Consider the following 25,354-nt stretch of genomic DNA (forward strand, 5'->3'; position numbering starts at 1 on the left):
TTGTTCCTTGTCCACCAAAGCCTTCAAGAGCTTGGCTACCGCCAGGGGTTGCAGGTCGGCAGCGGTTTCCACCAGGATGGCGCGGTCTGCGCCAATGGCCATGGCGGTGCGCAGGGTTTCCTGGCACTGGGCTACACCGCAGGAGACGGCGATGATCTCGGTGACCACGCCCTTCTCTTTGAGGCGCACGGCCTCTTCGACGGCGATCTCGTCAAAGGGGTTCATGCTCATCTTGACGTTGGCAATATCCACGCCTGTGCCATCCGTCTTGACCCGGACCTTGACGTTGTAATCCACCACGCGTTTGACCGCGACCATTGCTTTCATGTTGTTACCTTGTGAAGAAGATATCGGGGGAGATTCAGGCGTCGCGCAGGAGGTTTCGGGCGATCACCAGTTGCTGGATCTGGGTGGTGCCTTCGAAGATGCGGAACAGACGCACATCGCGGTAGAAGCGCTCGATGCCGTATTCGGCCAGATAACCGGCACCGCCAAATATCTGCACGGCGCGGTCGGCCACGCGGCCGCACATCTCGGATGCAAACATCTTGGCGCAGGCCGCCTCGGTACTGACGTTGTGGTCATCGTCGCGCAAACGGGCTGCGTCCAGCACCATGCAGCGCGCGGCATAGATGTCGGCATGGCTGTCGGCCAGCATGGCCTGTATCAGCTGGAACTCGCCGATGGCCTTGCCGAACTGCTTGCGCTCTTTGGCGTAGCGGATCGCATCGCGCAGGATGCGCTCGGCTGCCCCCACGCTGGCCGCGGCAATGTTGATGCGGCCCTTGTCCAGCACCTTCATGGCGGTCTTGAAGCCAATGCCTTCCACGCCGCCAATCAGGTTGGTTGCGGGCACGCGCACGTTGTCGAAGATCACGTCACAGGTGTGCGCTCCCTTCTGTCCCATCTTCTTGTCGATGGTGCCCAGCGACAGCCCCGGCGTGCCCTTCTCGACGATGAAGGCGGAGATGCCGTCTGCGCCCTTGCGGGTTGTGTCGCTGCGCGCCATCACGGTGAAGATGCCAGCCTCGGGCGCGTTGGTGATGTAGCGCTTGGTGCCGTTGATCACATAGACGTCGCCCTCACGGACTGCGCTGGTGCGCAGGCTGGCGGCGTCCGACCCGCTATCGGGTTCGGTGAGCGCAAACGATCCGATGATTTCGCCGGTGGCAATGCGCGGCAGATAGAAGTCCTTCTGCGCCTGCGTGCCATCCAGCACGATGCCCTGTGCGCCAATGCCGTTGTTGGTGGCAAAGAGCGAGCGAAAGGCGGGCGAGGTCTGCGCCACCGCAAACCCGGCCAGCACTTCTTCTTCCATGGTCAAGCCCATGCCGCCATAGGCTTCGGGGATGGACATGCCAAAGAGACCCAGTTCCTTCATGTCCGCCACGACGTCGTCGGGAATCTGGTCGGTTTCGGCCACCTGGGCTTCCAGCGGTACCAGACGTTCATTCACGAAGCGCGCAATGCTGTCTTGCAGCAGCTTGATGGTTTCCGGGTCTCTGATCATGGTGTCATCCTGTGCGTGGTGGGTCTACTTGGCGTACTTGCGGAAGTCGGGCTTGCGCTTTTCACGGAAGGCATTGCCGCCTTCGGCAGACTCTTCGGTCTGGTAATACATTTTCAACGCATGCATGGCCAGGCCTCCCATGCCGCGGATCATTTCGGTGTCCACGTTGAAGGACTTCTTGGCCAATGCCAGTGCGGTGGGACTCTTCTCCAGGATCTCGTCGCACCATTTGCGCACTTCGGCGTCGAGCTGGTCGGCTGGCACCACGGCGTTGACCAGTCCCATCTGAAGCGCCTCCTGCGCGCTGTAGCGGCGGCACAAGTACCAGATTTCGCGGGCCTTCTTTTCGCCGACCACGCGCGCCAGCAATGCTGTGCCAAAGCCGGGGTCGACCGAGCCGACCTTGGGACCGACCTGGCCCAACTGGGCATTTTCGGAGGCGATGGCCAGGTCGCAGATGGTGACCAGCACATTGCCGCCGCCGATGGCAAAGCCATTCACGCGGGCGATGACGGGCTTATTGCAGTCGCGGATGGCGCTTTGCATTTCTTCCACCGGCAGGCCGATCACGCCGCGGCCACCATAGCCGCCGTCCTGCGTGCCCTGGTCGCCGCCGGTGCAGAAGGCCTTTTCGCCTGCGCCGGTGAGCACCACCACGCCCACGCTGCGGTCAAAGTCCGCATCCTTGAAGGCACTGATGATCTCCTCGCAGGTGTTGGCGGTGAATGCGTTGTAGGCCTTGGGCCGGTTGATGGTGATGGTGGCGATGCCGTCTGCCTTGGTGTAGAGGATGTCGGTGTAGTTCATGGTGTTTCCTAGAGCAAATTGAAGGGGATGGGGATCAGCCGACCATGGTCAGGCCGCCGGACACGCTGATGACCTGGCCGGTGATGAAGGCCGCGTCGTCGCTGGCCAGGAAGGCAATGGCGCCGGGAAGATCGGCGGGCTGGCCCAGTCGGCCGAAGGGAATGGCGCGGGCCAGACCCTGACGCAGCTTGTCGGCCTGCTCACCTTCGCCAGCAAAGTCGGCGAACAGGGCGGTGTCGGTTGGACCGGGGCAGACCACGTTCACGCTGATTTGCTTGCGAGCGAGTTCACGTGCAATGGTCTTGGAGAAAGCAATCATTCCGCCCTTGCACAGCGCATACACGGCTTCGCCGGTGGAGCCCACGCGTGCCGCGTCCGAGGCCACGTTCACCACGCGACCACGGCCACGCTCGGACATGCCGGCCAGCACGGCGTGGTGCATGTACAGCGAGCCATAGAGGTTGATGGCCACGATCTGTTCCCACAGCGCCTTGTCGGTCTTGAGGAAATTACCCGCGCGGTCCCAGCCGGCGTTGTTTACCAATACGTCGATGGGGCCCAGTGCCGCTTCGATGCGGGCTACACCGGCTACCACCTGGTCCTGCTTGGTCAGGTCCAGCGCGAAGGCCTGGGCCGTGCCACCGGCGGCGGCGATTTCTTTCACCACGGCATCTGCCGCGGCCTGGTTGATATCCACCACGGCTACCTTGGCACCTTCTTCGCCGAACCGTTTGCAGGTTGCTGCACCAATGCCGCCGGCGCCGCCGGTGACCAGTACGACTTTGTCTTTCAATCCACGCATTGCTATCTCCTGTTAAAAAGTAAAAATTGATCTGCAGGTTGGAAGGCTTCCATTACCATCGCCCCTGATTCATTCCATTCACGTCTGCGAAACCGTTCCATGTCCGACCTTCGCTCCGAAAAAGACCACGCCGTTCACGAGATCAACAACCGTCTGTTCTTTCGCCTTTTTCAGGTGGCGAACACCTTGCACACCAAGGGCACGCAGGCGATTGAGGAGTTCGGTGTGACGACGCAGCAGTGGTCGGTGTTGGGTGCACTGTCGCGCCCGCAGGCAGAAGAGGGCATGTCCATCAACGACTTGTCGCGGCTGCTGCTGGTGAGCCGGCAGAACCTCACCGGCGTGCTCTCGCGGCTGGAACGCGACGGGCTGATCGAGCGCGCCACCAACGAAGAGGACCGGCGCTCGCGCAAGGTCAAGCTCAGCAAGCAGGGGCAGGCCTTGTGGCTCAAGCTGCAGGACCCGATCCACCAGTTCTATGACAAGGCCTTGAAGGACCTGTCGTTTGATGATCGGCTGGCGTTCATCCACTACTTCACCAAGCTGCAGACCAATATGTCCAAGCTCTGAGGCGTTCATCGCTCAGGCCTCAGGTCAGACGCATGCCCGATTTTTCGCGGGCAATGATCATCTTCATGATGTTGGCAGTGCCGTCGCCAATCTGCAGGCCCAGCACGTCGCGGTAGCGTTGCGCAAACGCGTAGTCACTGGCATAGCCGCCGTGGCCGTGGGTCAGCAGACACTGGTGGATGATTTCGCAGGCCAGCTTGGGTCCCCACCATTTGCACATGGCCGCTTCGGCCGAGTGGGGCCTGCCGTTGTCCTTGAGCCAGAGGGTGCGCAGGCAGTGCCAGCGCAGTGATTCCAGATAGGTCTCGCTCTCGGCGAGCGGGAAGCTCACGCCCTGGTGCTCGATGATGGGCAGGCCGAAGGTCTCGCGGCCTTTGGCGTATTCCCAGGCCTCGTCCAGTGAAGCGCGGGCCACACCCAGGCACTGCAGGCCTATCAATGCGCGGCTGTAGTCAAAGCCCTGCATCACTTGAATAAAGCCCTTGCCCTCAGTGCCCAGCATGTGGTCGGCGGGCACACGCACGTTGTCAAAGAAGATGGAGCCACGGCCCACCGCACGGGTACCCACGTCGTCAAACGCAGTACGGGTCAGGCCGGGCAGGTCCATGGGCACCAGAAAGGCACTGATGCCCTTGGCGCCATCGGCATCGCTGCCGGTGCGGGCAAACACCACGGCCACATCCGACTGGTCAGCCAGGGAGATGGACGTCTTCTCGCCATTGATGGTGAAGTGATCGCCATCACGCACGGCCTTGAGTTTGAGACGGGCTGCATCGGAGCCGGCGCTGGGCTCGGTCAGGGCGATCGCCACCAGTTTGTCTCCAGCCAATATGGGCCGCAGCCAGCGCTCCTTGAGAAACTCCTGGGCATGGGTGGAGATGATCTGGCCGCACAGCGAGGTCAGCAGATTGATGTACGACATGTTGAAGTCGCCATAGGCAATCTGCTCCAGCAGCAGGCCGCTGGTGACGCAGTCCACACCAATGCCGCCGTATTCCTCCGGTAGCTCCGGCCCCAGGAAGCCCAGGTCCCCCATGGCCTTGACCATGGCACGGTCCACCCGCCCACTCTTGTCCCCTGCCTTGTAGCCCGGTGCCAGCTTTTGCACCGCAAAACGGCGCGCACTATCGACCAGTGCCTGCTGGTCATCGCTGATTTGAAAGTCCATCCGTTTGCTCCTTTTGTGATGTTTTGAAGTTTAGGCAGTTTTCTGCATATAAGTCAATATCTTTACATAAAATGCCATTTGGGTGTTTGTTATGCGATGTGCAGGCTTTCTCTCGAGAATGCCCACAAAAATAATAAATAAGAGTGAAAAACACTAGGGAAAATACTTAGATAAATCTTTGGAAAAGTTGGTTCTGGCCTATTGCGGAAAATCATTTACGACAATACATTGTCTCAATACCGGCGACGCTTTCCTTTTTTGACGTCCGCCGCCATAGTGGAGACCCGCATGCAATTTGATCCCGTACTCATCGCTGGACGCCTCAAGGCCATGACCGAAGCCGGTTACTGGCGCAACCAGACCATCAACGACTTCATGGCCCAGGCACTGCGCGAGTGTCCTGACAAGCCCGCCGTAGTGGGCTACCGGAGTGACCGTGCAGACGCTGCACGGCTGAGCTATAGCGAGCTGGAGTCGCGTGTGGTGCGCATTGCGCGCAACTTCACCCGTCTGGGTGTGGGGCACTCCGACGTGGTGAGCTTTCAGTTGCCCAACTGGTGGGAGTTCATTGCCGTGGCATTGGCATGTGCGCGGGTGGGGGCGGTGGCCAATCCGATCATGCCGATCTTCCGCCAGCGCGAACTCAAGTTCATGCTGGACTTCGGCGAGTCCCGGCTGTTCATCGTGCCCAAGCGCTACAAGGGTTTTGATTACGAAGACATGGCCCACGACCTGTTGCCTCAACTGGAAGCAAAGCCGCGACTGGTGGTGGTGGACGGTCAAGGGCAAGACAGTTTTGAGCACGCCTTGCTGGGGGATACCGACACGGCGCTGCCGACCACCACACTGGGGTCCAACGATGTGTCGCTGCTGATGTACACATCAGGCACCACCGGCGAGCCCAAAGGCGTGACCCACACGTCCAACACCCTGTTCTCCAATCTGCACGGTTTCATTGGCGCTTACCACCTGGGTCGTGATGACGTCATCCTGGGCGCTTCGCCCATGGCCCACCTGACCGGCTTCGGCTATCTGGCGATGATTCCGCTCATCCTCAACGCCACCACCGTGCTGCAGGACATCTGGGATGCCAAGCAGGCGCTGGAGTTGGTGCGCCGGGAGGGCGTCAGTTTCAGCATGGCATCCAGCCCCTTTGTCTCCGACCTGTGTGCGGCGGCCGAAGCGGGCGGCCCGGTATCGCCACGCTTTACCAATTTCTGTTGTGCCGGTGCGCCGATTCCTCCGGTGCTGATTGAACGCGCCTTGCGCGTGCTGGGCTTGCGCGTGAGCTCGGCCTGGGGCATGACGGAGTGCGGCGCCGTGACCGTTACCGAACCCGAGCGCACCAGCGAGAAGTCCGGCAGCACCGATGGCAAGCCGCTCGACGGCATTGAGGTGAAGGTGGTGGATGCCGACGGCAAGCCTTTGCCCACCGGGCAGACCGGCGCATTGCTGGTACGGGGCAACTCGCTGTTCGCGGGCTATCTGAAACGCCCGCACTTGAACGCCACCGATGCCGATGGCTGGTTTGAAACCGGGGACATGGCCTACATCGATGCCGAGGGCTATATCCGTATCAATGGCCGCAGCAAGGACCTGATCATTCGTGGCGGCGAGAACATTCCAGTGATGGAAATCGAGAACCTGCTCTACAAGCATCCGGCCGTGGCCATGGTGGCCATCGTGGGTTATCCCGATGCGCGCCTGGGCGAGCGTGCCTGCGCCTTTGTCACGCTGCGCCCGGGCCACAGCTTTTCGCTGGAGGAGATGAGCCGCTATTTATCCGAACATCAGGTCACCCGCCAATACCATCCTGAGCGCCTGGAGCTGATGGAAGACCTGCCCAAGACGCCCAGCGGCAAACTGCAGAAGTTCAAGCTGCGCGAGTCGGCCAAGGTCTTTGGAGGTCAGGCATGAGCGCCGCTACGGTGTTGAGCGAGGTGCGTGGGCGTGTCGGCATCATTACGCTGAACCGCCCCGAAGCCATGAACGCACTCAATGACGCGGTGATGGATGGCTTGCGCGACGCGCTCAACGCGTTCGAGGCAGATGCCAACATTGGTTGCGTGGTGCTGACGGGCAGCGAGAAAGTGTTTGCTGCCGGGGCCGACATCGTGGCCATGCAGAACATGGAATACGCCGATGCCTATGGCAGTGATTTCATCACGCGCAATTGGGAGCGCCTGCGTACCTTTCGCAAACCGGTGATTGCGGCCGTGGCAGGTTTTGCTCTGGGCGGCGGGTGCGAGCTGGCCATGATGTGCGACATGGTATTTGCCGCCGAGACGGCACGCTTTGGCCAGCCCGAAATCAAGATAGGCACCATTCCTGGAGCAGGCGGCACGCAGCGCCTGCCACGGGCAGTAGGTAAAGCCTTGGCCATGGACCTGTGCCTGAGCGGGCGCCTGATGGATGCCAACGAGGCTTTGCGCGCTGGTTTGGTGTCACGCGTGCTGCCTGCGGATGAATTGCTCAGCGTCGCGCTACGTACGGCTGAAAAGATAGCCGGCTTCTCACTGCCCGCGCTGATGATGATGAAGGAGTCGGTCAACCGTGCCTACGAATCGTCACTGAGCGAAGGCATTCTGTTTGAGCGACGCACCTTGCATGCCACCTTTGCCCTGGCTGACCAGAAGGAAGGCATGCAGGCCTTCGTACAGAAACGCGAGCCGCGTTTCATCCATCGCTAAGCCCCACACGCCAGCGCGGCCGACCTAGGGAAAACGCTCCCAGGGCCGTGCATGAAATGTCCGGTTATTGGCACGAAACGTTGCAGCACTTGTCCGGGTGGCGCCACAAAATTCGGCACCTTTGGCACAGCCCTGCGACTGGCTGTTCCACCCCTATTTTTATAACGAGACACCATGACTCCTGCAGACACCACCGTAGCCATCGTGACCGGAGCCGCTGACGGCATTGGCTGGGCTACGGCACAGGCGCTGGCACGCGACGGCCACACCGTGGTGTTGCTGGACCTGCGTGCGGATGCGGTGCAGGCCCGCGCCGCCGAATTGGGTGCTGCCCATATGGCCATGGCCTGTGACGTCACCGATGACGCCAGCGTGACGTCGGCAGTGCAGGCCGTGGTGGCCCGATTTGGACGAGTGGATGTGTTGGTGAACAACGCTGGCATTGGTGACCAGGCCGGCGCCACGATAGACCAGAACAGCGCTGCATTCGATCGGGTTCTGGCCGTGCATCTGCGTGGCACGTTTCTGATGAGCCAGGCCGTGGGTCGTGTGATGTTGCAGGCGCAAGTGCCCGTGGGGCAGCAGCGCGGTGCCATTGTCAACCTGGGCTCTATTGCCAGCACCGTCGGCTTGCCTATGCGCAATGCCTACAGCGCAGCCAAGGCCGGTGTGCTGGGAATGACCCGGGCGCTGGCCAGCGAGTGGGCACGCAGCGGCATCCGGGTGAATGCGGTGGCACCCGGCTACGTGAACACGGCACTGGTGGCCGACCTCCACCGCAAGGGCATGCTCGATGCGCGTGGCATTGCCCACCGCACGCCGTTGGGCCGCATGGCCGAGCCGGCGGAAATTGCCGATGCCATCTGCTTTCTGGCTTCGCGTCGCGCCAGCTACATCACCGGCATCGTGTTGCCGGTGGACGGTGGCTGGACCTGCTTCGGCGCGCCGGAATCGGCGCTGGCCGAACTTCCCTCTGCATAAAAAGATGATGAAAAAACGGAGACCATTTTGCTGACGATCAACCTTTTCAACGGACTGACCTACGGCGCATTGCTGATCGTGATGTGCTCAGGGCTGGCCCTTATCTACGGGCTGCGCCGGGTGGTGAACTTCGCGCACGGCTCGCTCTACATGCTGGGTGCCTACATCGGCTACTCCATTGCCGGCGCCAGCAACTTCTGGGTGGCGCTGGTGGGTGCGCCGCTGGTGATGGCTTTGCTGGGCGTGTTGCTGGACCGCTACGGCTTTCGCCTCTTGCAGGACCGCGACCCGCTCACCGTGGTACTGGTCACCTTCGGCCTGCTTCTGGTGATCGAAGACTTTGTGCAAACCGTGTGGGGCAAGAGCAATCTGTCGGTGCAGGCACCGGCTGCGCTGAACTTCTCGGTGGACCTGTGGGGCACGCCCGTGCCGGCCTACCGCATCGCGGTGATCGCCGTGGGCCTGGCCGTGGCGCTGGGCCTGAGCCTGTGGCTGCGCTACTCCAAGGTAGGCCTGTTTGTGCGGGCTTCGAGCACCGACCCCACCACCACCGCCATGCAGGGTGTGAATACCGACGCCTTGAGCGCCGGGGTGGTGGGACTGGGGACCGCGCTGGCCGGCCTGGCCGGTGTGGTGGCTGCACCGTTTCTGTCGCTCTCTCCCAGCATGAGCAGCGACGTGATCATCGACTCCTTCGTGGTGGTGGTGGTGGGCGGCCTGGGCTCGCTGGCTGGCGCCTTTGTCGCCGCTCTGGTGTTGGGCATGGTGCAGTCGCTGGGCGCGGTGTATCTGCCCGATGAGTCTGCCGTGCTGCCCTTTGCCATCATGGTGGGCATCCTGATCTGGAAGCCCGCAGGTTTTGCCGGTAGCCGCACCTGAGGAGCACACCATGTCGATACAAAAAATCTCCCTGACCACGGTTGGCGCGCTCGCACTGGGCGCCGCCGTGATGACCTTCGTGAGCTCGGGCACTGTGCTCTCCTTGCTGACACAGGCCACCATCTACGCGGTGTTTGCCATCGGTGTCGGGCTGCTGCTGCGCCAGAACGGCATGGTCAGCTTCGGCCACGCACTGTTCTTTGGTAGCTCGGGCTATGCCGTGGGTTTGCTGCTGCAGTCCAAGGCCGTGCCGGCGGAAGTTGCCATCGTGCTCACGCTGGTGGGCCTGCTGCTGGTGGCCTTTGTCATCGGGCTGGTGATCGTGCGTGTGCCCGGTGTGTCCTTTGGCATGCTCACGCTGGCCGTGGGGCAGATGTTCTTTCTGACGGCCTCGCGCTCCCGCGGGCTCACCGGAGGGGCCGACGGCATGAACATCGAGTGGCCCTCCAGCCTGTTCGGTGTGTCCATGTCGGTGCTGACGCGGCCAAGCAGCATGTTCATGCTGAGCTGGAGCACGCTGGTCATCGTCATCCTGCTGCTCACCCTGCTGCTGGCAACGCGCTTTGGCAGCATCACCGAGGCCGTGCGTGACAACGAGGAGCGTGCCCGCTTCATCGGTATCCGTACCCTGCTGCCGCGCGCTGCGGTGTATGCGCTGTCGGCCCTGGTCACCGGCGTGGCCGGCTTGCTCTCGGCCCTCAACACCGGCTTTGTGTCGCCGGAGAGCCTGCACTGGAGCCTCTCGGGTGTGGCGCTGATGATGGTGGTGGTGGGTGGCTACAAGGCGCTGTGGGGTCCGGCCCTGGGTGCGGTGGTGTATTTCCTGGCCAAGGACATTCTGGGCGACTACGCCAGCCACTGGATGGCCATCTTCGGTGTGGCACTGATTGCGGTGATCGTGTTCTCGCCCAGCGGCATCGCCGGCATTCTGGACAGGTTGTTGCTGGGACGGCGCCTGGCCCACAAGCCCCACGCTGTCCCCACCGCTGCCACCGTGCGCCACTAGGAAGGAAACCCCATGACGGACTTTGTAATGCAGGCCGACGATGTGGCCATCCACTATGGCGGCGTCAAGGCGCTTGACGGTGTGTCGCTCACCTTGAAGCAGGGCCAGATCCGCGGCCTGATCGGCCCCAACGGTGCAGGCAAGACCACGGTGATCAATGCCATCACCGGGCGCCAGCCGCTCACCCGCGGCAAGGTCATGCTCCAAGGGCAGGACGTGAGCCACACCGATGCAGTGCAGCGGCGCATGCGCGGGCTCTCGCGCTCCTTCCAGCGCACCAGCGTGTTCGGTCAGATGCCGGTACGCAAGCAGGTGGAGCTGGCCTCGCACATGATGGGTGTGCCCGACTCCGGTGCCGATGCCGATGACGTGCTGCAGGAGCTCTCGCTGGCGCACCTGAGCCACTCCACCGCACAAGACCTGGGCTATGGCGAGCAGCGCCGCCTGGACTTGGCGCTGGCGCTCGTAGGCCGCCCGGCCGTGCTGCTGCTCGATGAGCCCATGGCGGGCCTGTCGGTGCAGGAGTCGCTGGACCTGGCGCGCCATCTGCAGGCGCTCACCTCGCGGCGCAACGTCTCGGTGCTGCTGGTGGAGCACGACATGGATGTGGTGTTTGGCATCTCGGACGCCATCACCGTGTTTGAACTGGGCCGCGTCATTGCGCAGGGCACACCGGCCGAGGTGCGTGCCAATCCGCGGGTGCGCGAAGCCTATCTGGGGAGCGCCGCATGAAGACCCTTTTGCAACTCGATCAGGTGGACGCGTTCTACGGCGCGGCCCACATCCTGCACCGTATGTCGCTGGAGGTAAAGGAAGGCGAGCGCGTGGCGCTCATTGGCCGCAACGGCGTGGGCAAGACCACGGTGGTCAACACCGTGCTGGGGCTGGCCGCGATGAAGGGCGGCGCCATCCAGATGGCGGGGCGCGGCGTGAACCGCCCACGCACCTACATGGCAGCACAACACGGCATTGCGGTGGTGCCGCAGGGGCGCTGCATCGTGGCCAATCTGACGGTGGAAGAGAACCTGCAGCTGGGCGCGGCCGTGGCTCGCAAGGGGTTCTGGAACGTGCCGGAAATCTACAAGCTGTTTCCCATCCTGCAGGAGCGCGCTCATACGCCGGGCACGGCGCTCTCGGGTGGGCAGCAGCAGATGCTGGCGGTGGGCCGCGCGCTCATGGCCAACCCTTCGCTGATCCTGCTGGATGAGCCCACCGAGGGTCTGGCACCAGTCATCGTGGACCAGCTCGGCGAGATCTTCAACAAGGTCGCCGATCAGGGCACGGCGTTGCTGCTGATCGAGCAGAACATGACTCTTGTCACCCGCGTGGCCAGGCGCTATGTGGCCATGGCCAAGGGCGCTGCCATCGCCCAGGGCGAGGTGCATGCAGGCAGCCTCCATGAACTGCATGAACACGTGATGGTTTGACGCATTTCATAACGGCACCGGACCGTATCCGGCATCCACTACAGAGGAGACAACCCATGAAATCTATGAATTTTCCCCGCCGCACTGTCATCGCCTTGGCGCTGCTGGCCGCACTGCCTGGTGTGACATTGGCGCAGGGCAAGGACCCGGTCAAGGTCGGACTGGTCAGCTCCAAGTCTGGCGTGTTTGCGCAGCAGGGCGAAGAAGTGATTCGCGCGGTCAAGTTCGCCATTGACGAAGCCAACGCCAAGGGTGGCGTGGACGGCCGCAAGGTGGAAGTGGCAGAAGCCGATGACGAAGGCACGCCCGACGCGGGTCGGCGTGTGGCCGAGAAGCTGGCACGCGATGGCTACAACCTGCTGATAGGTGCCATTCCTTCGTCCATCTCGCTGGCACTGGGCGCCAACCTGGACCGCTGGGATGCCGCGTACTTTGTGGTGGCCAGCAAGTCCGACAAGATCACCGGCGACTCCTGCAAGCCACGCATGTTCCGCACCAACCATTCCGATGCGATGGACATCGCCATGATCAGCGAATGGGCCAAGAGCTTCAAGGAAAAGACCTATGCCACCCTGGCGGCGGACTACGTGTGGGGACGTGACTCTTCCGAGTCCTTCACCAAGGCGGTCAAGGGCCAGGGCAAGGAGGTCAAACTCAACCTGTACGCGCCGCTGGGTACCAAGGACTTCTCGCCCTTCATCGCCCAGCTCAAGGACGCCAATGTGGACGCCATCTGGGTGGCCGAAACCGGGCGTGACGCCATTGCCTTTGTGAAGCAGGCGCAGGAGTTCGGCCTGATCCCCAAGACCAAGCTCATCGGCCATTCGCTGATCCTCAACTTCATGATCAACGGTACCGACAAGGCACTGGAAGGCACGCCAGGCACCACCGGCTACACCCCCGATATCGACAACCCGCGCAACAAGGCGTTCGTCTCCACATGGAAGGCCAAGTTCAACCGCCTGCCCACCGACAACGAAGGCCAGGCCTACAACGGCGCGCAGGTCATGTTCGAGGGTGTGAAGAAGGCCGGCAGCACCAAACCCGGTGACGTGGCCAAGGCCTTGTCGGGCACCACCATCGACAGCATTTACGGCTCGGTGCAGATGCGTGCCGCGGACAACCAATTGGTATTGCCCAATTTCGTGGGCCGTGCCAAGGTGGTGGATGGTGTGCTGCGACCGGTGATCGAGCAAACGTTTGCTCCTTCGCTCACGCCTGCAGCATCGCCTCTGTGCAAGATGTAAGCTGCATGACCCATGCCCCACATCCTGATCGATTACACCGCCAACTTGCAGACACTGGTCGACGAGCGCGAGCTCGTGGACACATTGCATGGCGCGGCGGTGCGGTCCGGGATATTTCCGGTGTGGGGCATCCGTACCTTTGCCCGCCCGGTCCCGCACTACCGGGTGGGCAATGGGGACCCGGCCAACGGCTTCATCCAGGTGGTGGTGCGCATTGGCCCGGGGCGCGATCTGCCGTTGCGCCAACACATTGCCGCGCTGCTGTTTGATGCTTTGCTCGATGCCGTCGGCGACAGTTTTGAGGGCAGGCGTCTGGCTTGCCAGCTGGAGGTCATGGAGTTTGACCCCGCGCTCACCTTGTTTCAAAACAATCTGGTCGATGGGGCCGACACGTCTGCGGTGCTGCGCCGCTTTCCGGCGCCCGAGGCAAGCGCGAAGGGCTGACTGCGCGCAAGGGCGCCGGCGCGCTACTTGGTCAAGATCAGCTTGCCCGCCTTGGTGATCTGTAGCCGGTAGACCTGCTCGCCATAGGCGATGTTGATGCCTTGCGCATTGCCCAGCAAATCGGACAGTTGCACCAGCTTGCGCTCACCGGCGACCGACTCGCCGGTTGTGGCCGCAGGTGCGGCCTGCCGCTCCTGCGGTGCGTGGGGCGTGCGGGCTGGATCTTTCAACGTGCGGGCTCCGTCACAAATGCGATCTTGCGCAAGCCGGCCTGCTTGGCCATGGCCATGGCCTGGGCCACGTACTCATAGCGCACGGCCTTGTCGCCCTGAATGTGCAGCTCCGGTTGCGGCTCCTTGCCGCTCTCGGCTTGCAGGGTGTTGGCCAGTTGCGTGGCATCCACGCTCTGGCGGTCCAGGAAGAAGGTGCCCTGTGCGTCCACGCTGAGTTGCAGCACGACCGGCTTTTGCTGCAGCGGCTGGCTGGATGCCACGGGCAGATCCACCGCCACTGCATGTTTCATCACCGGCACGGTGATGATGAAGATGATCAGCAGCACCAGCATCACGTCCACCAGCGGCGTCATGTTGATCTCGTTCATCACCTCGCTGTCGGCGTCGGTGCTTGCATCCTGTATTCCGAAGGCCATGGCATCAGGCTTTCTTCATGCTGAGCACGACGTTGGCCGCATGGCCTTCCGGTTGCACGGCTCCCACGCGGGCACCTGTGACGAAGTAAGCGTGCAGGTCGTGCGCAAAGCGGGTGAGCCGGGTGAGGGCCGACTTGTTGCCGCGCACCAGTGCGTTGTAGCCCAGCACTGCGGGGATGGCCACGGCCAGGCCCAGGGCAGTCATCACCAGGGATTCGCCGATGGGGCCGGCCACCTTGTCTATGCTGGCCTGGCCGCTGGCGCCAATGCCCATGAGGGCGTGGTAAATGCCCCAGACCGTTCCGAACAGGCCCACGAAAGGCGCGGTGGAGCCGACGGAAGCCAGAATGGCCAAGCCCGATTGCAGACGCGCCGTGCTGTCGTCCATGGCGTTGCGCAGCGCGCGGCTGATCCAGTCGCTGATGTCCAGTGCATCGTGCAGCTGCGCCTGGGTGTTGCGATGGTGGCTGCTGGCCTCAAAGCCCGAGCGCGCCAGTTGCACAAACGGGTTGGCCGCCTGTGGCCCCAGGGCGTTGAGACCCAGCGCAAAGTCCGGGCTGTGCCAGAAGGCTTCGGTGCTGCGCGCCAGTCGCTTGAACTGGATCAGGTCAATGACCTTGAGCAGGATCACCATCCACGAGGCCAGCGACATGGCCAGCAGCAGCAAAGCGACCAGCCGGATGATCCAGTCGCCCTGGCTCCACAAAGAAATTAGTCCGATGGGGGTTTGCATAAAGACTCCAAAAAAATTAATCGAGAACAAAGACCAGAGGGACGTTGAACCACATGGCCTCGGGAATTCCGGAACGTTTGCCGGGCACGTAGCGCCACTTCAAGGCAGTCTCCACAGCCGCACGGTCCAGGCGTTCAAAACCGCTGGAGCGCAGGACTTCGGCCTGCTGCGCCACGCCATCGGCACCAATCAAGGTGCGCACCACCACCTTGCCGGTTTCGCCCAGGCGGCGGCTCATGGCCGGGTAGGCGGGCTTGGGGTTGTGCAGATAGTCGGCATCCGACGAGGGCAGCTGCACAGCGGGTGGCGCGGGCGCCGGGGCGACTGCAGCGATGGCGTTTGCGCTCGCGGCGGGAACTGCCGCCGGTGTGTTGGGTGTTGCCGGACCGGCGGCAACCGCCGTTACCGGTGCAGGCACCGGTGTTGCCTCGGTTACCTGTGTCGGCGTTGTTGGTGGTAGCTGCGGGGCAGGGCGCGACGGCGCTATGGGGGTGATCTTGCTGGGCTTGACCTGCGGTGCCGGTGGTGCAGGCGGGGCATCCATGGGCGTGATCTCCACCAGCATTTCGGCTGGCGTGACCAAGTCTTCTGGAGGACGCTGCAGACCGCTTTGCAGGGCCCAGAGCGCCGCACCGTGGGTCAGCAGAACCAGCGCAAAAACAGCGGGCTGGCGGTGTCGGATGAGTTCCATCATGTATCGGCCCACATGCGCAGCAGGTTGTGGTAGCAGCCGGTGAGCTTGACCACTTCCGCTGTGTCGCCACCCTTGCGGCGCAGGTCCAGGATGGCCATGTCCATGTCGTACAGAAGGCGGCGCTGCGCGTCCTGGCGCACCATGCTTTCGATCCAGAAAAAGCTGGCGATGCGTTCGCCGCGGGTCACCGGTTCGACCCGGTGCACCGAGGTGCCGGGGTACATCACCAGGTCGCCCGCGTCGAACTTCACGCGCTGCTCTCCATAGGTGTCCTGCACCACCAGCTCGCCGCCGTCGTAGCTGTCTGGGTCACTCAGGAACAGGGTGCAGGAGATGTCGGTGCGCACATGCTTGGCCGTGGCCGCATGGGTGCGCACGGCGTTGTCGATGTGGTCACCGAAGGCATTGCTCTCACCACCGTAGCGATTGAACAGCGGCGGGTAGACCGTCTTGGGCAGGGCGCCGGTGACGAACTGCGGATTGCGCGCCAGCGCCACCGACACCAGGTGCCGGGCCTGCTGCGCGTTGGCGCAGTCTTCCGGCAGTTGCCGGTTGTTCTTGACGGCCGCACTCTGGGTGCCTGCGGTGACGCGCCCGTCGACCCAATCTGCGCTCAGGAGCAGATGGCGGATCTGGTGCAGTTCGTCAGCGGTCAGTGCCTGGTGGATTCGCAGCAGCATGGTGAGAGGTTTCCTGTCGGGTTCAGAGGTTGGCGGTCCAGGTCAGACGCACGCTACGTCCCGGTGCCAGACTGGGCCAGCCTTGGTAGAGCGAGCTGTAGTAGACGGTGTCACCCACGTTGTCGATATTGAGCTTGAGGGCGTTGCGTGGGTTGATCTGGTATTCGACCAAGGCATCGGCCTTCACATAACCGGGCGCGGTGTTGGCCAGGCTTGCAGCGCTCGAAGAGGCCGGATGGTTTTCGCTCACCGCTGTGATGCCGCCGCCAACGCGCCATTTGTCATCCAGGCGGTAGGTGGTCCACAGATTGGCTTGCTTGGCAGGTGTCAGGCCGGGGTTGAGGCCGACCGTGGCTTGCGACGCGGCACTGGATCCCGCCTGGTCGATCACACCGTTCATGAACACCAATCCGGCAAAAATTTCCCAGCGTTCAGTCAGCTTGCCCTGGACTTCAAACTCCAGCGAGTCGGTGTGGCGTTGGCCCGAGAGCAGGTATTCACCGGTGCTCTGGTTGATGTCGGTATTGCGTTCGTTGTACTTGTCGGTGCGGGCCAGTGCCGTGCGTACCGAGAGGTCGCCATCGGCCAGCTCCCACTTGATGCCGACTTCTATGTTGCGGCTGCTCTCCGGTGGTGTGTTGGCCGTGTTGGCGTCGTACTGGTAGAGGTCGCCCGAGGTGTTGAAGGAAGTGCCGTAGGAAGCGTAATAGCTCACTGCATCGGTGGGTTGGTACATCAGGCCCAGGCGCTTGCTCCAGACCGAGTCGGTGCGTGACAGGGTGCCACCGGTCAGGCGGTCATAGTCGCCGCCGAACTGGTCCCAGCGCAGACCCGCCACCACTTTCCAGAAGTCGGTGAGGGAGACGGTATCCTGGACATACAGGCCCAGCGTGGTGGCTTTGAACGTGTTGGCCCAGTTCTTGATGCGAGTGTCTGCGACTGCGGCATTGCTGGCTGCGGCCACAGTAGTGGCCGGTTTGGCCGGTACGTTGGAGTAGGTATAGCGGGTGGAGCGCTCCAGTGCGTATTCAGCGCCCAGCAGCAGTTCCTGCTTCAGGTTGAACCATTCGCCTCGGGTCAGGTAGTCGCTCTGCAAGAAGGTGTGGTGCTCTTCACCGGCGCGGGTCTGGTTGCCGCGGTTGACGGTGGTGTTGCCGTTCAGGTTGTCTTGCGTGACGGTATTCGCAAAGGCGTTGAGCTGTGTTGCCCACAGGTCCCGACGGTATTGGCCGTCACGCACCTTGGTCTTGAGGCTGCTGCCGTCATCAAAGTAGTGTGTGTACGAAGCGGTGGCGATATCGGCACTGTCGCGCTGGTAGTCGGAATCCACGCCATACCACTTGTCGGTGGGCAGTGGTGCCGGCGCGCCCTGCAGCCAGCGGCCGCCCAGATCCGGCTTGTCGTTGTAGTCCAGGTGGTACACGCTGAAGTGCCATTCGTCCGTGGTGCCCAGACCGATGCCGTAATCGGCGGCCAGCCCGCGGCGATGGGTGCCAGCCTTGTCTGCGCGGCCATCCCAGTCGGTGGACATGAGGTCGAAGCGCAATGCCGAATCTTCACTGGTGGCGACGTTGAAGTCACCATCCAGGCGCAGGTAGTTGTCGGTGCCTACGGTGGTGTTGATCTCCGATGCGGTTCCCTTGTGTGCCTGCTTGCTGACCTGGTTGACCACGCCGCCAGTAGAACCGCGACCAAACAGCATGGAGGCGGAGCCGCGCAGCACTTCGATGTTCTGCAGGTTGAAGGTGTCGCGGTTGTACTGGGCGATGTCACGCATGCCGTCCAGATAGATGTCGCCAGCCACGGTAAAGCCACGCAGGCGGATGTTGTCGCCGATGCGCCCGCCTTCGCCGGCTTCAAAGGTAATGCCGGGGACGTTTTGCAAGGCGCCCTTGAGCGTGTCCTTGCCTTCGTCGTGAATGAGCTTTTCGGTGACAACCGTCAACGATTGTGGGATGTCCTTGGCGGCAGCCTGTGTCTTGCCCACCGACACCACGCCGCTCTGGTATGTCTGGCTGTTGCGATCCCGTGTGCCGGAAATGGTGACCGGCTTGAGCGTTTTGGTCTCTTCACCTGCTGGAGTGTCCTGCACGGCCTGGGCACATACGTTGAGCGAACCGGCGAGCAACAGCGCCCCCAGTGGCAGCAGGGCCGTGGCAGATGTCGGCGAGCAGTGCATAGGCATCGCGGCGGCGTTGCGAAGGCGTTTTTTGGAAGAAAGAGAACGTGGCATAGCTAAACAGACCTTTGGGTTTGATTTGGCTGGCTATGGCACGTACAGCGGGATGCTGCGTGATGTGGCTGGCTGGGGTTAACGGACGCTTTACATTATACACAAATGAGAACCATTCGCATTAACGGATGTCGAACCGGTCTATAGAATGGGTCTAAAAACAACATCTGTCTTATGACCACTCCCACACCGACTCCCGTCCGTCCCTTGCTCACCGATATTGAAGCCCGCGTCCTGGGCACGCTGATGGAAAAAGCGCGCACAGTGCCCGACAGCTATCCTTTGTCCCTCAACTCACTGACGCTGGGGTGCAACCAGAAAACCAGTCGCGACCCCTTGATGGAACTCGATGAGTCCCAGGTGGCCAGTGCGGTGGCCAGTCTGCGCGAGCAAGGGCTGGTGCACGAGACGACCGGTGGACGCACCACCAAGTTCACCCACAACTTTCAGCGCGGCGTCGGTGTGTATGAGCAAGCGGCGGTGTTGCTGGGCATGCTGATGCTGCGCGGACCGCAGACAGCCGGTGAGCTGCGGCTCAATACCGAGCGCTGGTACAAATTTGCGGACATCTCTTCCGTGGAAGGTTTCCTGGAGGAGCTGCTGGAGCGGTCAGAAGAAAAAGGCGGGCCATTGGTCGTCAAGTTGCCACGCCTTGCCGGCACCCGTGAGCAGCGTTGGGCACATCTGTTGTGTGGTGAAGTGGATGTGCAGGCCCTGGAATCGGGTCGTGTGAGCCACGGCGCAAGCGGCAACAACGAGCGCATCGAAAGGCTGGAGCGAGAAGTGGCCGAGTTGCGCAGCATCGTGCACAAGCTCTGCGGCGAGTTGGGGATCTCGGCGGACGCTGCGGCCGACACCCCGAACTAAAGCCGGTCTACATCGGCCAGGTATCGGACAGCCGGTAGCCCGAAGGGTAAGGGTCCGTAGGGTCCAGCGTGTGCTGGTGCGTGCCCGTGATCCACGCAGTGCCCGATATCACGGGCAGGATTGCGCTCTGACCGCCAATCGTGGTCGCTGATTCAATATGGCATGCAAATTCACTGCCGATGATGGAGCGTGCCAGGTAGCGGTCTCCCACTTGCATCAGACCCTTGGCATGCAGTACGGCCATGCGTGCAGAGCAACCGGTGCCGGTGGGGGAGCGGTCTATTTTTCCGGGACGAATGGCAACCGCATTGGCGCCCGTCCAGATACCGTTCTCCTGCTTGAGCGGACCGGCGAACTGGCAGAAAGATATATGTTTCCAGTCCGGGTTGGTGGGGTGCACAAAACCTAGTTGTTCAGTCGCTGCCTGTGTGATGCGCATACCTAGTTCAGCTAATTCGCGCGCCTCATTCGGTGTTATGGAAAAGCCCAGTTTTTGTGCATCCACAATCACAAAACTATCACCACCGTATGCCGTATCTACTACCAAAGTGCCAAGGCCTGCTACCTCCAAATGCGAATCCAATTTAGCTGCAAACGACGGCACGTTGCGAACTGCGATGCGCTCGGCTTTCCCGTCCTTGCATGTGGCCGTGACTTCGATCAATCCACCAGGTGGTTCGAGCACCATTTTGGTCACAGGCTCCTGCATCGGGATGATGCCGGTCTCCAATAAAACGGTCGCTACACAGATGGAGTTGGAGCCCGACATGGGCGGTGTATCACTGGGCTCCATGATGATCCAGCCCATTTGTGCAGCCGGGTTTTTCGGGGGTACTAGCAGATTGACATGACGGAACACGCCACCGCGCGGTTCGTTGAGAACGAAGTTGCGCAGTGTCTCGTCACGCGCGATGAAACGCGACTGCTCCCAGATGCTGTCCCCTGGTGGCGGCGCGACTCCACCGACGATGACATCGCCGACTTCACCCGCTGCATGGCAGCTCACCACGTGGATAACTTTGTTGGTCTTCATGGCTATAAATAGTGATTTGTGCTGTGTGCATCATGTCATGATTAGACTTGCATCAAAAGTGCACCAACTAAAAGCATGACTTAAGGGTTTACACGCTACAAGTTTAGGCCCGCATCTTGCATAACCGGAACTGTGTTTTTTTTCTTAATAGAAAGTTAGTTCGTATGAAATTTCAATCCAAGCTTATGCCCCTGGTGGCAGCTGCAGCCGTCGTGTGCATGGCAGGCTCTGCATACGCAGAAGACATTACCGTGAAGATTGGCCACACTGGCCCACTCTCCGGTTCCAATGCCTTTGCTGGTAAGGACAATGAAAACGGTATCCGCATGGCCGTTGACGACATCAACGCCAAGAAAATGACGGTTGCTGGCAAGACCTTGAAGCTGGAGCTGGTGTCTGAAGACGACCAGTGCGATCCCAAGGCCGGTGTGGCCGTGGCACAGAAGATGACCGATGCTGGCATCAAGTTCGTGATGGGACCCTATTGCTCTGGTGTGGCCATTCCTGCTTCCAAGGTGTATGACGAAGGCGGCGCCATTCTGTCCACCGTGGGCAGCAACCCCAAGGTCACCATGGGCGGATACAAGAGCGTGTTCCGTATCATTGCTGGCGACAACTTGATTGGTACCAGCTTGGCACAGTACGCCTTCCACACCATGAAGGCCAAGACTGCCGGCGTGATCGACGACCGTACCGCTTTCGGCCAAGGTCTGGCTGAAGAGTTCATCAAGGAAGCCAAGGCACTGGGCCTGACCATCGTGGGTCAGGAATACACCACCAACCAAGCTACCGACTTCAACGCCATCTTGACCAACATGAAGGCCAAGAACCCTGACGTGATCATGTACGGCGGTTACGCTGGACAAGCTGGTCCTCTGACCAAGCAAATGAAGGGTCTGGGCATCAAGGCCAAGCTGCTGGGTGGCGATGCCATCTGCGTGGCTGAGACCGGCAAGCTGGCTGGTGATGCTGCCAACGACACCGTGTACTGCGCACAGGGCGGCGCCATTCTGGACAAGGTTGCTGCTGGTCCTGCATTCAAGGAAGCCTACAAGAAGCGCTTCAACCAGGATCCGGATGCTTACGCTGCTTCCTTCTACGACCAGACCCAGATGGTTGCCAGCATCATGTCCAAGCTGGGCACTACCGACGCAGCCAAGGTCAGTGCAGAGCTGCACAAGGCCAGCTACAAGGGCATCGTGACCACCTACGCGTATGACGAAAAGGGCAACCTGCAAAAGGCGCCTATCACCGTCTACACGTTCAAGGCAGGCATGCCTACACCGGTGCAATAATCATCGGCACGCTTTACGCGTGATCAAGGCAGCAGCTGTAATGGCTGCTGCCTTTTTTCATTGACAGAGCAGGTAGGAAACTATGGCTAACGTTGCGGTGATCGGTGCGGGATTTGTGGGTTTGTCATCGGCCTATTGGCTGATGCGGGATGGACATCAAGTCACCTTGTATGACCCGGTCGGTGCGGCTGGTGGTGCGTCGTTTGGCAATGCCGGCACCTTTGCCAACTACGCCTGCATACCGGTCAACAACCCCACGGTGTTTCGCGATCTGCCGCGCTACCTGTTCTCGCCCAGCAGTCCCTTGCGTTTGCGCTGGGGCTATCTGCCGCAACTCATGCCTTGGCTGCTGGGCTTTTTGCGCAGCTCCACCACACAGCGTTACACCCGTTCGGCCACGGCGCTGGCGCAACTGCTGGGTCGTGCGCAGAGCGGGTACACCGACATGGTGGCGCAAGCCGGTCTGGACGGCTTCATCTGTCCGCGCGAGTGCTTGTACCTGTATTCGAGTGCGGCCAACTTTGAGGCATCCCGCCCCACTCTGGAATTGCGTAGCGCCCTGGGCGTGAAGACACGCATTCTGCAGAAGGCCGAAGTACGTACCTTGGAGCCATCGCTGCAGCCTCTGTTTGAACGCGGCGCATTGTTTGAAGGCTCCTGGCATCTGTCGGATCCTTCGGCCTTTCTGCATACCTTGCAGAGCTGGCTGCTGGATAAGGGGCTGCAGGTTCGCGCTACGCAGGTGCAGTCGCTCAAGCCCCTGCCAGACAACGTGATACTGGGAACAGCAGACGGCGAGATACAGCACGACCATGTTGCCCTGTGTACCGGTGCCCATTCCGGTCCCTTGGCCGCGCAGTGTGGCGATAAGGTTCCGTTGGAAGCAGAGCGCGGCTACCACCTGATGTATCCGGGTACTTCGCATCTGATATCCCGACCGGTGGGCTGGGCGGAGCGCGGCTTCTACATGACGCCGATGAAGCAAGGTATACGCGTCGCGGGGGCCGTGGAGTTGGCGGGACTGGGGCCAGCAAAACATCTGGGCCTGCTGGACCTTCTGCATTTCTCGTCCCAGCGCGCACTGCCGCAACTGGGCTCACCCACCGCGCCCTGGTTGGGGTTCCGCCCCACCTTGCCGGATGGCCTGCCGGTGCTGGGCCGATCCAGTGCGTCCGCACGGGTCATCTACGCCTTCGGCCATCAGCACATTGGATTGACGCTGGGTGGTTTGAGCGGCATGGTGGTAGCAGACCAGATCGCCGCTAGGGAGTCGGTGCTGGATCTGAGGCCATTTGCGGCAACGCGCTTCCAATAAAAAAACGGGGGCATTGCTGCCCCCGTTCCTGTCACTTCACGGCGAAAAATCAGGCCATTGCTTTTTCCAGCACGGCGTTGAAAGTTGCGCTCGGACGCATGACATCCGTGACCTTCTGCTTGTCGGCCAGGTAGTAGCCGCCGATGTCCGCCGGCTTGCCTTGCACTGCTGAGAGTTCGGCCACGATGGTAGCTTCGTTCTCGGTCAGGGTCTTGGCCAGCTTGGTGAACTGTGCGGCCAGTGCCTTGTCTTCAGTCTGCGCCGCGAGTTCTTGCGCCCAGTACGTGGCCAGATAGAACTGGCTGCCGCGGTTGTCGAGCTGGCCGGTTTTGGGCGACGGGCCCTTGTTGTTGTCCAGCAGTTTTCCGGTGGCTGCATCCAGTGCCTTGGCCAGGATCACGGCCTGCTTATTTCCGGTCTTCAGACCTAGGTCTTCCAGGGAAACTGCCAGCGCCAGGAATTCACCCAACGAGTCCCAGCGCAGGTGGTTTTCTTCCACCAACTGCTGCACGTGCTTGGGGGCAGAGCCGCCAGCGCCGGTTTCGTACATGCCGCCGCCTGCCATCAGGGGCACGATGGACAGCATCTTGGCCGAGGTGCCCAGTTCCATGATGGGGAATAGGTCGGTCAGGTAGTCGCGCAGGATGTTGCCGGTGGCGCTGATGGTGTCCAGACCGCGGATGACGCGCTCCAGTGTGTAGCGCATGGCGCGCACTTGGCTCATGATCTGGATGTCCAGGCCGGTGGTGTCGTGCTCATGCAGGTACATCTTGACCTTGGTGATCAGCTGGGCTTCGTGCGGACGGTAGCTGTCCAGCCAGAACACCACGGGCATGCCGGAGTTGCGGGCGCGGGTTACGGCCAGCTTGACCCAGTCGCGGATGGCAGCGTCCTTGCATTGGCACATGCGCCAGATGTCGCCGGTTTCCACGTTCTGGCTCAGCAGCACTTCGCCGGTTTCCAGATCGGTGATGTTGGCCACGCCGTCTTCGGGGATCTCGAAGGTCTTGTCGTGCGAGCCGTACTCCTCGGCCTGCTGGGCCATCAGACCGACATTGGGCACCGTGCCCATGGTCTTGGGATCGAAGGCGCCGTGCCACTTGCAGAAGTTGATGATCTCTTGGTAGATGCGGGCGAAGGTCGATTCGGGCATTACGGCCTTGACGTCCTTCAGGCGGCCGTCGGCGCCCCACATCTTGCCGCCGTTGCGGATCATGGCGGGCATGGAAGCGTCCACGATCACGTCGTTGGGCGAATGGAAGTTGGTGATGCCCTTGGCAGAGTCCACCATGGCCAGTTCGGGGCGGTGCTCGTGGCAGGCGTGCAGGTCGCGCTTGATCTCGTCCTGCTTGCTTTGCGGCAGTGTGGCGATCTTGGCGTACAGGTCGGCCATGCCGTTGTTGACGTTGACACCCAGTTCCTTGAACAGATCGCCGTGCTTGGCAAATGCGTCCTTGTAGAAGATCTTGACGCAGTGGCCGAACACGATGGGGTGGGACACCTTCATCATGGTGGCCTTGACGTGCAGGGAGAACATCACGCCGGTCTTGTGTGCGTCCTCGATTTCCTTCTCGTAGAACTCCAGCAGCGCCTTCTTGCTCATGAACATGGAGTCAATGACTTCACGGTCCAGCAGGGCGACCTTGGGCTTGAGGACAATGGTCTTGCCGCTCTTGGTGATGAGTTCCATCTTGACGTTGCGGGCGCGATCCAGCGTGATGGACTTTTCGCCGTGGTAGAAGTCGCCATGGTGCATGTGGGACACGTGCGAGCGCGATGCCTGGCTCCACTCGGCCATGCTGTGCGGGTTCTTGCGGGCAAATTCCTTGACGGCCTTGGGTGCGCGGCGATCCGAGTTGCCTTCGCGCAGCACCGGGTTCACGGCAGAGCCAATGCATTTGGCGTAGCGTGCGCGGATGGCCTTTTCTTCTTCGGTCTTGGGATCTTCCGGATAGTCAGGAATGGCGTAGCCCTTGCTCTGCAGTTCGCGAATGCATGCAATCAGCTGACCCACCGAGGCGCTGATGTTGGGCAACTTGATGATGTTGGCTTCGGGCTTGAAGGTCAGCTTGCCCAGTTCGGCCAGGTTGTCGGGAACACGCTGGGACTCTGTCAGATATTCCGGGAAGGTGCCCAGCACGCGGGCCGCAACGGAAATGTCGCTCTCAGCTACCTCAATGCCGGCCGGAGCGGCGAAGGTGCGGATGATGGGCAAAAACGCGCAGGTGGCCAGAAAAGGGGCCTCATCGGTCAGCGTGTAGATGATTTTTGACTTTTGTGTCGTCATTGATGTCCTCTTGAGCGAAAGGGATATGGGGTAAAAA

General features: G+C 61.5%; 26 protein-coding genes. 13 read left to right on the forward strand and 13 right to left on the reverse strand.

Going from position 1 to position 25,354, the window contains the following annotated elements; all coding sequences use genetic code 11:
- From AC1RMF_RS13175 to AC1RMF_RS13190, 4 genes are all read right to left on the reverse strand, one after another.
- A partial coding sequence (locus tag AC1RMF_RS13175) for an electron transfer flavoprotein subunit beta/FixA family protein (RefSeq protein ID WP_493141983.1) occupies positions 1–327 on the reverse strand: 327 nt, incomplete at its 3' end.
- A 34-nt stretch (positions 328–361) separates the two neighbouring features.
- Entirely contained in the window at positions 362–1,510 is a 1,149-nt protein-coding gene (locus AC1RMF_RS13180; RefSeq protein WP_493141985.1) for an acyl-CoA dehydrogenase family protein, read from the reverse strand.
- 24 nt (positions 1,511–1,534) lie between these two features.
- A complete protein-coding gene (badI, locus tag AC1RMF_RS13185) occupies positions 1,535–2,317 on the reverse strand; it encodes a 2-ketocyclohexanecarboxyl-CoA hydrolase (RefSeq protein ID WP_342620925.1) in 783 nt (260 codons plus the stop codon).
- A 34-nt stretch (positions 2,318–2,351) separates the two neighbouring features.
- Positions 2,352–3,119: a glucose 1-dehydrogenase gene (locus AC1RMF_RS13190; RefSeq protein ID WP_493141988.1), complete on the reverse strand. Its 768-nt coding sequence runs from the start codon at positions 3,117–3,119 to the stop codon at positions 2,352–2,354.
- Between the two features lie 99 nt (positions 3,120–3,218).
- Here AC1RMF_RS13190 and AC1RMF_RS13195 point away from each other — a divergent pair, with 99 nt between their 5' ends.
- A complete protein-coding gene (locus AC1RMF_RS13195) occupies positions 3,219–3,689 on the forward strand; it encodes a MarR family winged helix-turn-helix transcriptional regulator (RefSeq protein ID WP_342620927.1) in 471 nt (156 codons plus the stop codon).
- A 19-nt stretch (positions 3,690–3,708) separates the two neighbouring features.
- On the opposite strand, the gene aliB is transcribed toward AC1RMF_RS13195, so the two are convergent.
- On the reverse strand, positions 3,709–4,857 hold the full coding sequence (aliB, locus tag AC1RMF_RS13200; RefSeq protein WP_493141990.1) for a cyclohexanecarboxyl-CoA dehydrogenase: 1,149 nt from the start codon (positions 4,855–4,857) through the stop codon (positions 3,709–3,711).
- 288 nt (positions 4,858–5,145) lie between these two features.
- Between aliB and aliA the strand changes: the two genes are divergently transcribed.
- The 9 genes from aliA to AC1RMF_RS13245 all read left to right on the forward strand — a co-directional run bounded on the left by aliA (position 5,146) and on the right by AC1RMF_RS13245 (position 13,531).
- Complete coding sequence (gene aliA, locus AC1RMF_RS13205) at positions 5,146–6,774, forward strand: cyclohexanecarboxylate-CoA ligase (RefSeq protein ID WP_493141992.1); 1,629 nt, start codon at positions 5,146–5,148, stop codon at positions 6,772–6,774.
- A complete protein-coding gene (locus tag AC1RMF_RS13210; protein WP_493141994.1) occupies positions 6,771–7,547 on the forward strand; it encodes an enoyl-CoA hydratase in 777 nt (258 codons plus the stop codon). The genes aliA and AC1RMF_RS13210 overlap by 4 nt, the downstream gene beginning before the upstream one ends.
- A gap of 174 nt (positions 7,548–7,721) precedes the next feature.
- Positions 7,722–8,528, forward strand: coding sequence for an SDR family NAD(P)-dependent oxidoreductase (locus AC1RMF_RS13215; protein ID WP_493141996.1), 807 nt, complete (start codon positions 7,722–7,724; stop codon positions 8,526–8,528).
- A gap of 27 nt (positions 8,529–8,555) precedes the next feature.
- Positions 8,556–9,407 carry a branched-chain amino acid ABC transporter permease gene (locus AC1RMF_RS13220; protein ID WP_493141998.1) on the forward strand — a complete coding sequence of 284 codons (852 nt, stop codon included), beginning with the start codon at positions 8,556–8,558 and terminating at the stop codon, positions 9,405–9,407.
- 10 nt (positions 9,408–9,417) lie between these two features.
- Positions 9,418–10,413 (forward strand): branched-chain amino acid ABC transporter permease, encoded by a 996-nt coding sequence (locus AC1RMF_RS13225; protein ID WP_493141999.1) that lies wholly within the window; start codon positions 9,418–9,420, stop codon positions 10,411–10,413.
- Between the two features lie 12 nt (positions 10,414–10,425).
- Positions 10,426–11,145 (forward strand): ABC transporter ATP-binding protein, encoded by a 720-nt coding sequence (locus AC1RMF_RS13230; protein WP_493142001.1) that lies wholly within the window; start codon positions 10,426–10,428, stop codon positions 11,143–11,145.
- Positions 11,142–11,840 carry an ABC transporter ATP-binding protein gene (locus AC1RMF_RS13235; protein ID WP_493142003.1) on the forward strand — a complete coding sequence of 233 codons (699 nt, stop codon included), beginning with the start codon at positions 11,142–11,144 and terminating at the stop codon, positions 11,838–11,840. Before AC1RMF_RS13230 ends, AC1RMF_RS13235 begins: the two co-directional genes overlap by 4 nt.
- 56 nt (positions 11,841–11,896) lie before the next feature.
- Entirely contained in the window at positions 11,897–13,087 is a 1,191-nt protein-coding gene (locus AC1RMF_RS13240) for an ABC transporter substrate-binding protein (protein ID WP_493142005.1), read from the forward strand.
- A gap of 12 nt (positions 13,088–13,099) precedes the next feature.
- Positions 13,100–13,531 carry a 5-carboxymethyl-2-hydroxymuconate Delta-isomerase gene (locus AC1RMF_RS13245; protein WP_493142007.1) on the forward strand — a complete coding sequence of 144 codons (432 nt, stop codon included), beginning with the start codon at positions 13,100–13,102 and terminating at the stop codon, positions 13,529–13,531.
- Positions 13,532–13,554: 23 nt separating this feature from the next.
- Here the strand turns inward: AC1RMF_RS13245 and hemP are convergent, their stop codons facing one another.
- The 6 genes from hemP to AC1RMF_RS13275 are packed head-to-tail and all read right to left on the reverse strand — an operon-like array spanning position 13,555 to position 18,466.
- A complete protein-coding gene (hemP, locus tag AC1RMF_RS13250) occupies positions 13,555–13,761 on the reverse strand; it encodes a hemin uptake protein HemP (RefSeq protein ID WP_493142009.1) in 207 nt (68 codons plus the stop codon).
- Positions 13,758–14,180: an ExbD/TolR family protein gene (locus AC1RMF_RS13255; protein ID WP_493142010.1), complete on the reverse strand. Its 423-nt coding sequence runs from the start codon at positions 14,178–14,180 to the stop codon at positions 13,758–13,760. The genes hemP and AC1RMF_RS13255 overlap by 4 nt, the downstream gene beginning before the upstream one ends.
- 4 nt (positions 14,181–14,184) lie before the next feature.
- The gene (locus AC1RMF_RS13260) at positions 14,185–14,913 is read right to left on the reverse strand and encodes a MotA/TolQ/ExbB proton channel family protein (protein ID WP_493142011.1); all 729 of its coding nucleotides are present in this window, start codon (positions 14,911–14,913) and stop codon (positions 14,185–14,187) included.
- 16 nt (positions 14,914–14,929) lie between these two features.
- On the reverse strand, positions 14,930–15,607 hold the full coding sequence (locus AC1RMF_RS13265) for an energy transducer TonB (RefSeq protein WP_493142012.1): 678 nt from the start codon (positions 15,605–15,607) through the stop codon (positions 14,930–14,932).
- Positions 15,604–16,287 carry a Fe2+-dependent dioxygenase gene (locus AC1RMF_RS13270; protein WP_342620942.1) on the reverse strand — a complete coding sequence of 228 codons (684 nt, stop codon included), beginning with the start codon at positions 16,285–16,287 and terminating at the stop codon, positions 15,604–15,606. The genes AC1RMF_RS13265 and AC1RMF_RS13270 overlap by 4 nt, the downstream gene beginning before the upstream one ends.
- Positions 16,288–16,309: 22 nt before the next feature.
- The gene (locus AC1RMF_RS13275; protein ID WP_493142014.1) at positions 16,310–18,466 is read right to left on the reverse strand and encodes a TonB-dependent receptor; all 2,157 of its coding nucleotides are present in this window, start codon (positions 18,464–18,466) and stop codon (positions 16,310–16,312) included.
- Positions 18,467–18,694: 228 nt separating this feature from the next.
- Here AC1RMF_RS13275 and AC1RMF_RS13280 point away from each other — a divergent pair, with 228 nt between their 5' ends.
- The gene (locus tag AC1RMF_RS13280) at positions 18,695–19,387 is read left to right on the forward strand and encodes a YceH family protein (protein ID WP_493142015.1); all 693 of its coding nucleotides are present in this window, start codon (positions 18,695–18,697) and stop codon (positions 19,385–19,387) included.
- A gap of 7 nt (positions 19,388–19,394) precedes the next feature.
- On the opposite strand, the gene AC1RMF_RS13285 is transcribed toward AC1RMF_RS13280, so the two are convergent.
- Positions 19,395–20,420, reverse strand: a complete 1,026-nt coding sequence (locus AC1RMF_RS13285; protein WP_493142017.1) for a trans-3-hydroxy-L-proline dehydratase — start codon at positions 20,418–20,420, stop codon at positions 19,395–19,397.
- Positions 20,421–20,584: 164 nt separating this feature from the next.
- On the opposite strand from AC1RMF_RS13285, the gene AC1RMF_RS13290 reads away from it, so the two are divergent.
- Together AC1RMF_RS13290 and AC1RMF_RS13295 are read left to right on the forward strand one after the other, a co-directional pair.
- Positions 20,585–21,715: a branched-chain amino acid ABC transporter substrate-binding protein gene (locus AC1RMF_RS13290; protein ID WP_342620946.1), complete on the forward strand. Its 1,131-nt coding sequence runs from the start codon at positions 20,585–20,587 to the stop codon at positions 21,713–21,715.
- Between the two features lie 82 nt (positions 21,716–21,797).
- Positions 21,798–23,030 (forward strand): NAD(P)/FAD-dependent oxidoreductase, encoded by a 1,233-nt coding sequence (locus AC1RMF_RS13295; protein WP_493142019.1) that lies wholly within the window; start codon positions 21,798–21,800, stop codon positions 23,028–23,030.
- A 49-nt stretch (positions 23,031–23,079) separates the two neighbouring features.
- On the opposite strand, the gene AC1RMF_RS13300 is transcribed toward AC1RMF_RS13295, so the two are convergent.
- The gene (locus AC1RMF_RS13300; protein WP_342620948.1) at positions 23,080–25,317 is read right to left on the reverse strand and encodes an NADP-dependent isocitrate dehydrogenase; all 2,238 of its coding nucleotides are present in this window, start codon (positions 25,315–25,317) and stop codon (positions 23,080–23,082) included.
- Between the last annotated feature and the right edge of the window lie 37 nt (positions 25,318–25,354).

This window comes from Rhodoferax sp. GW822-FHT04A08, assembly GCF_058801025.1.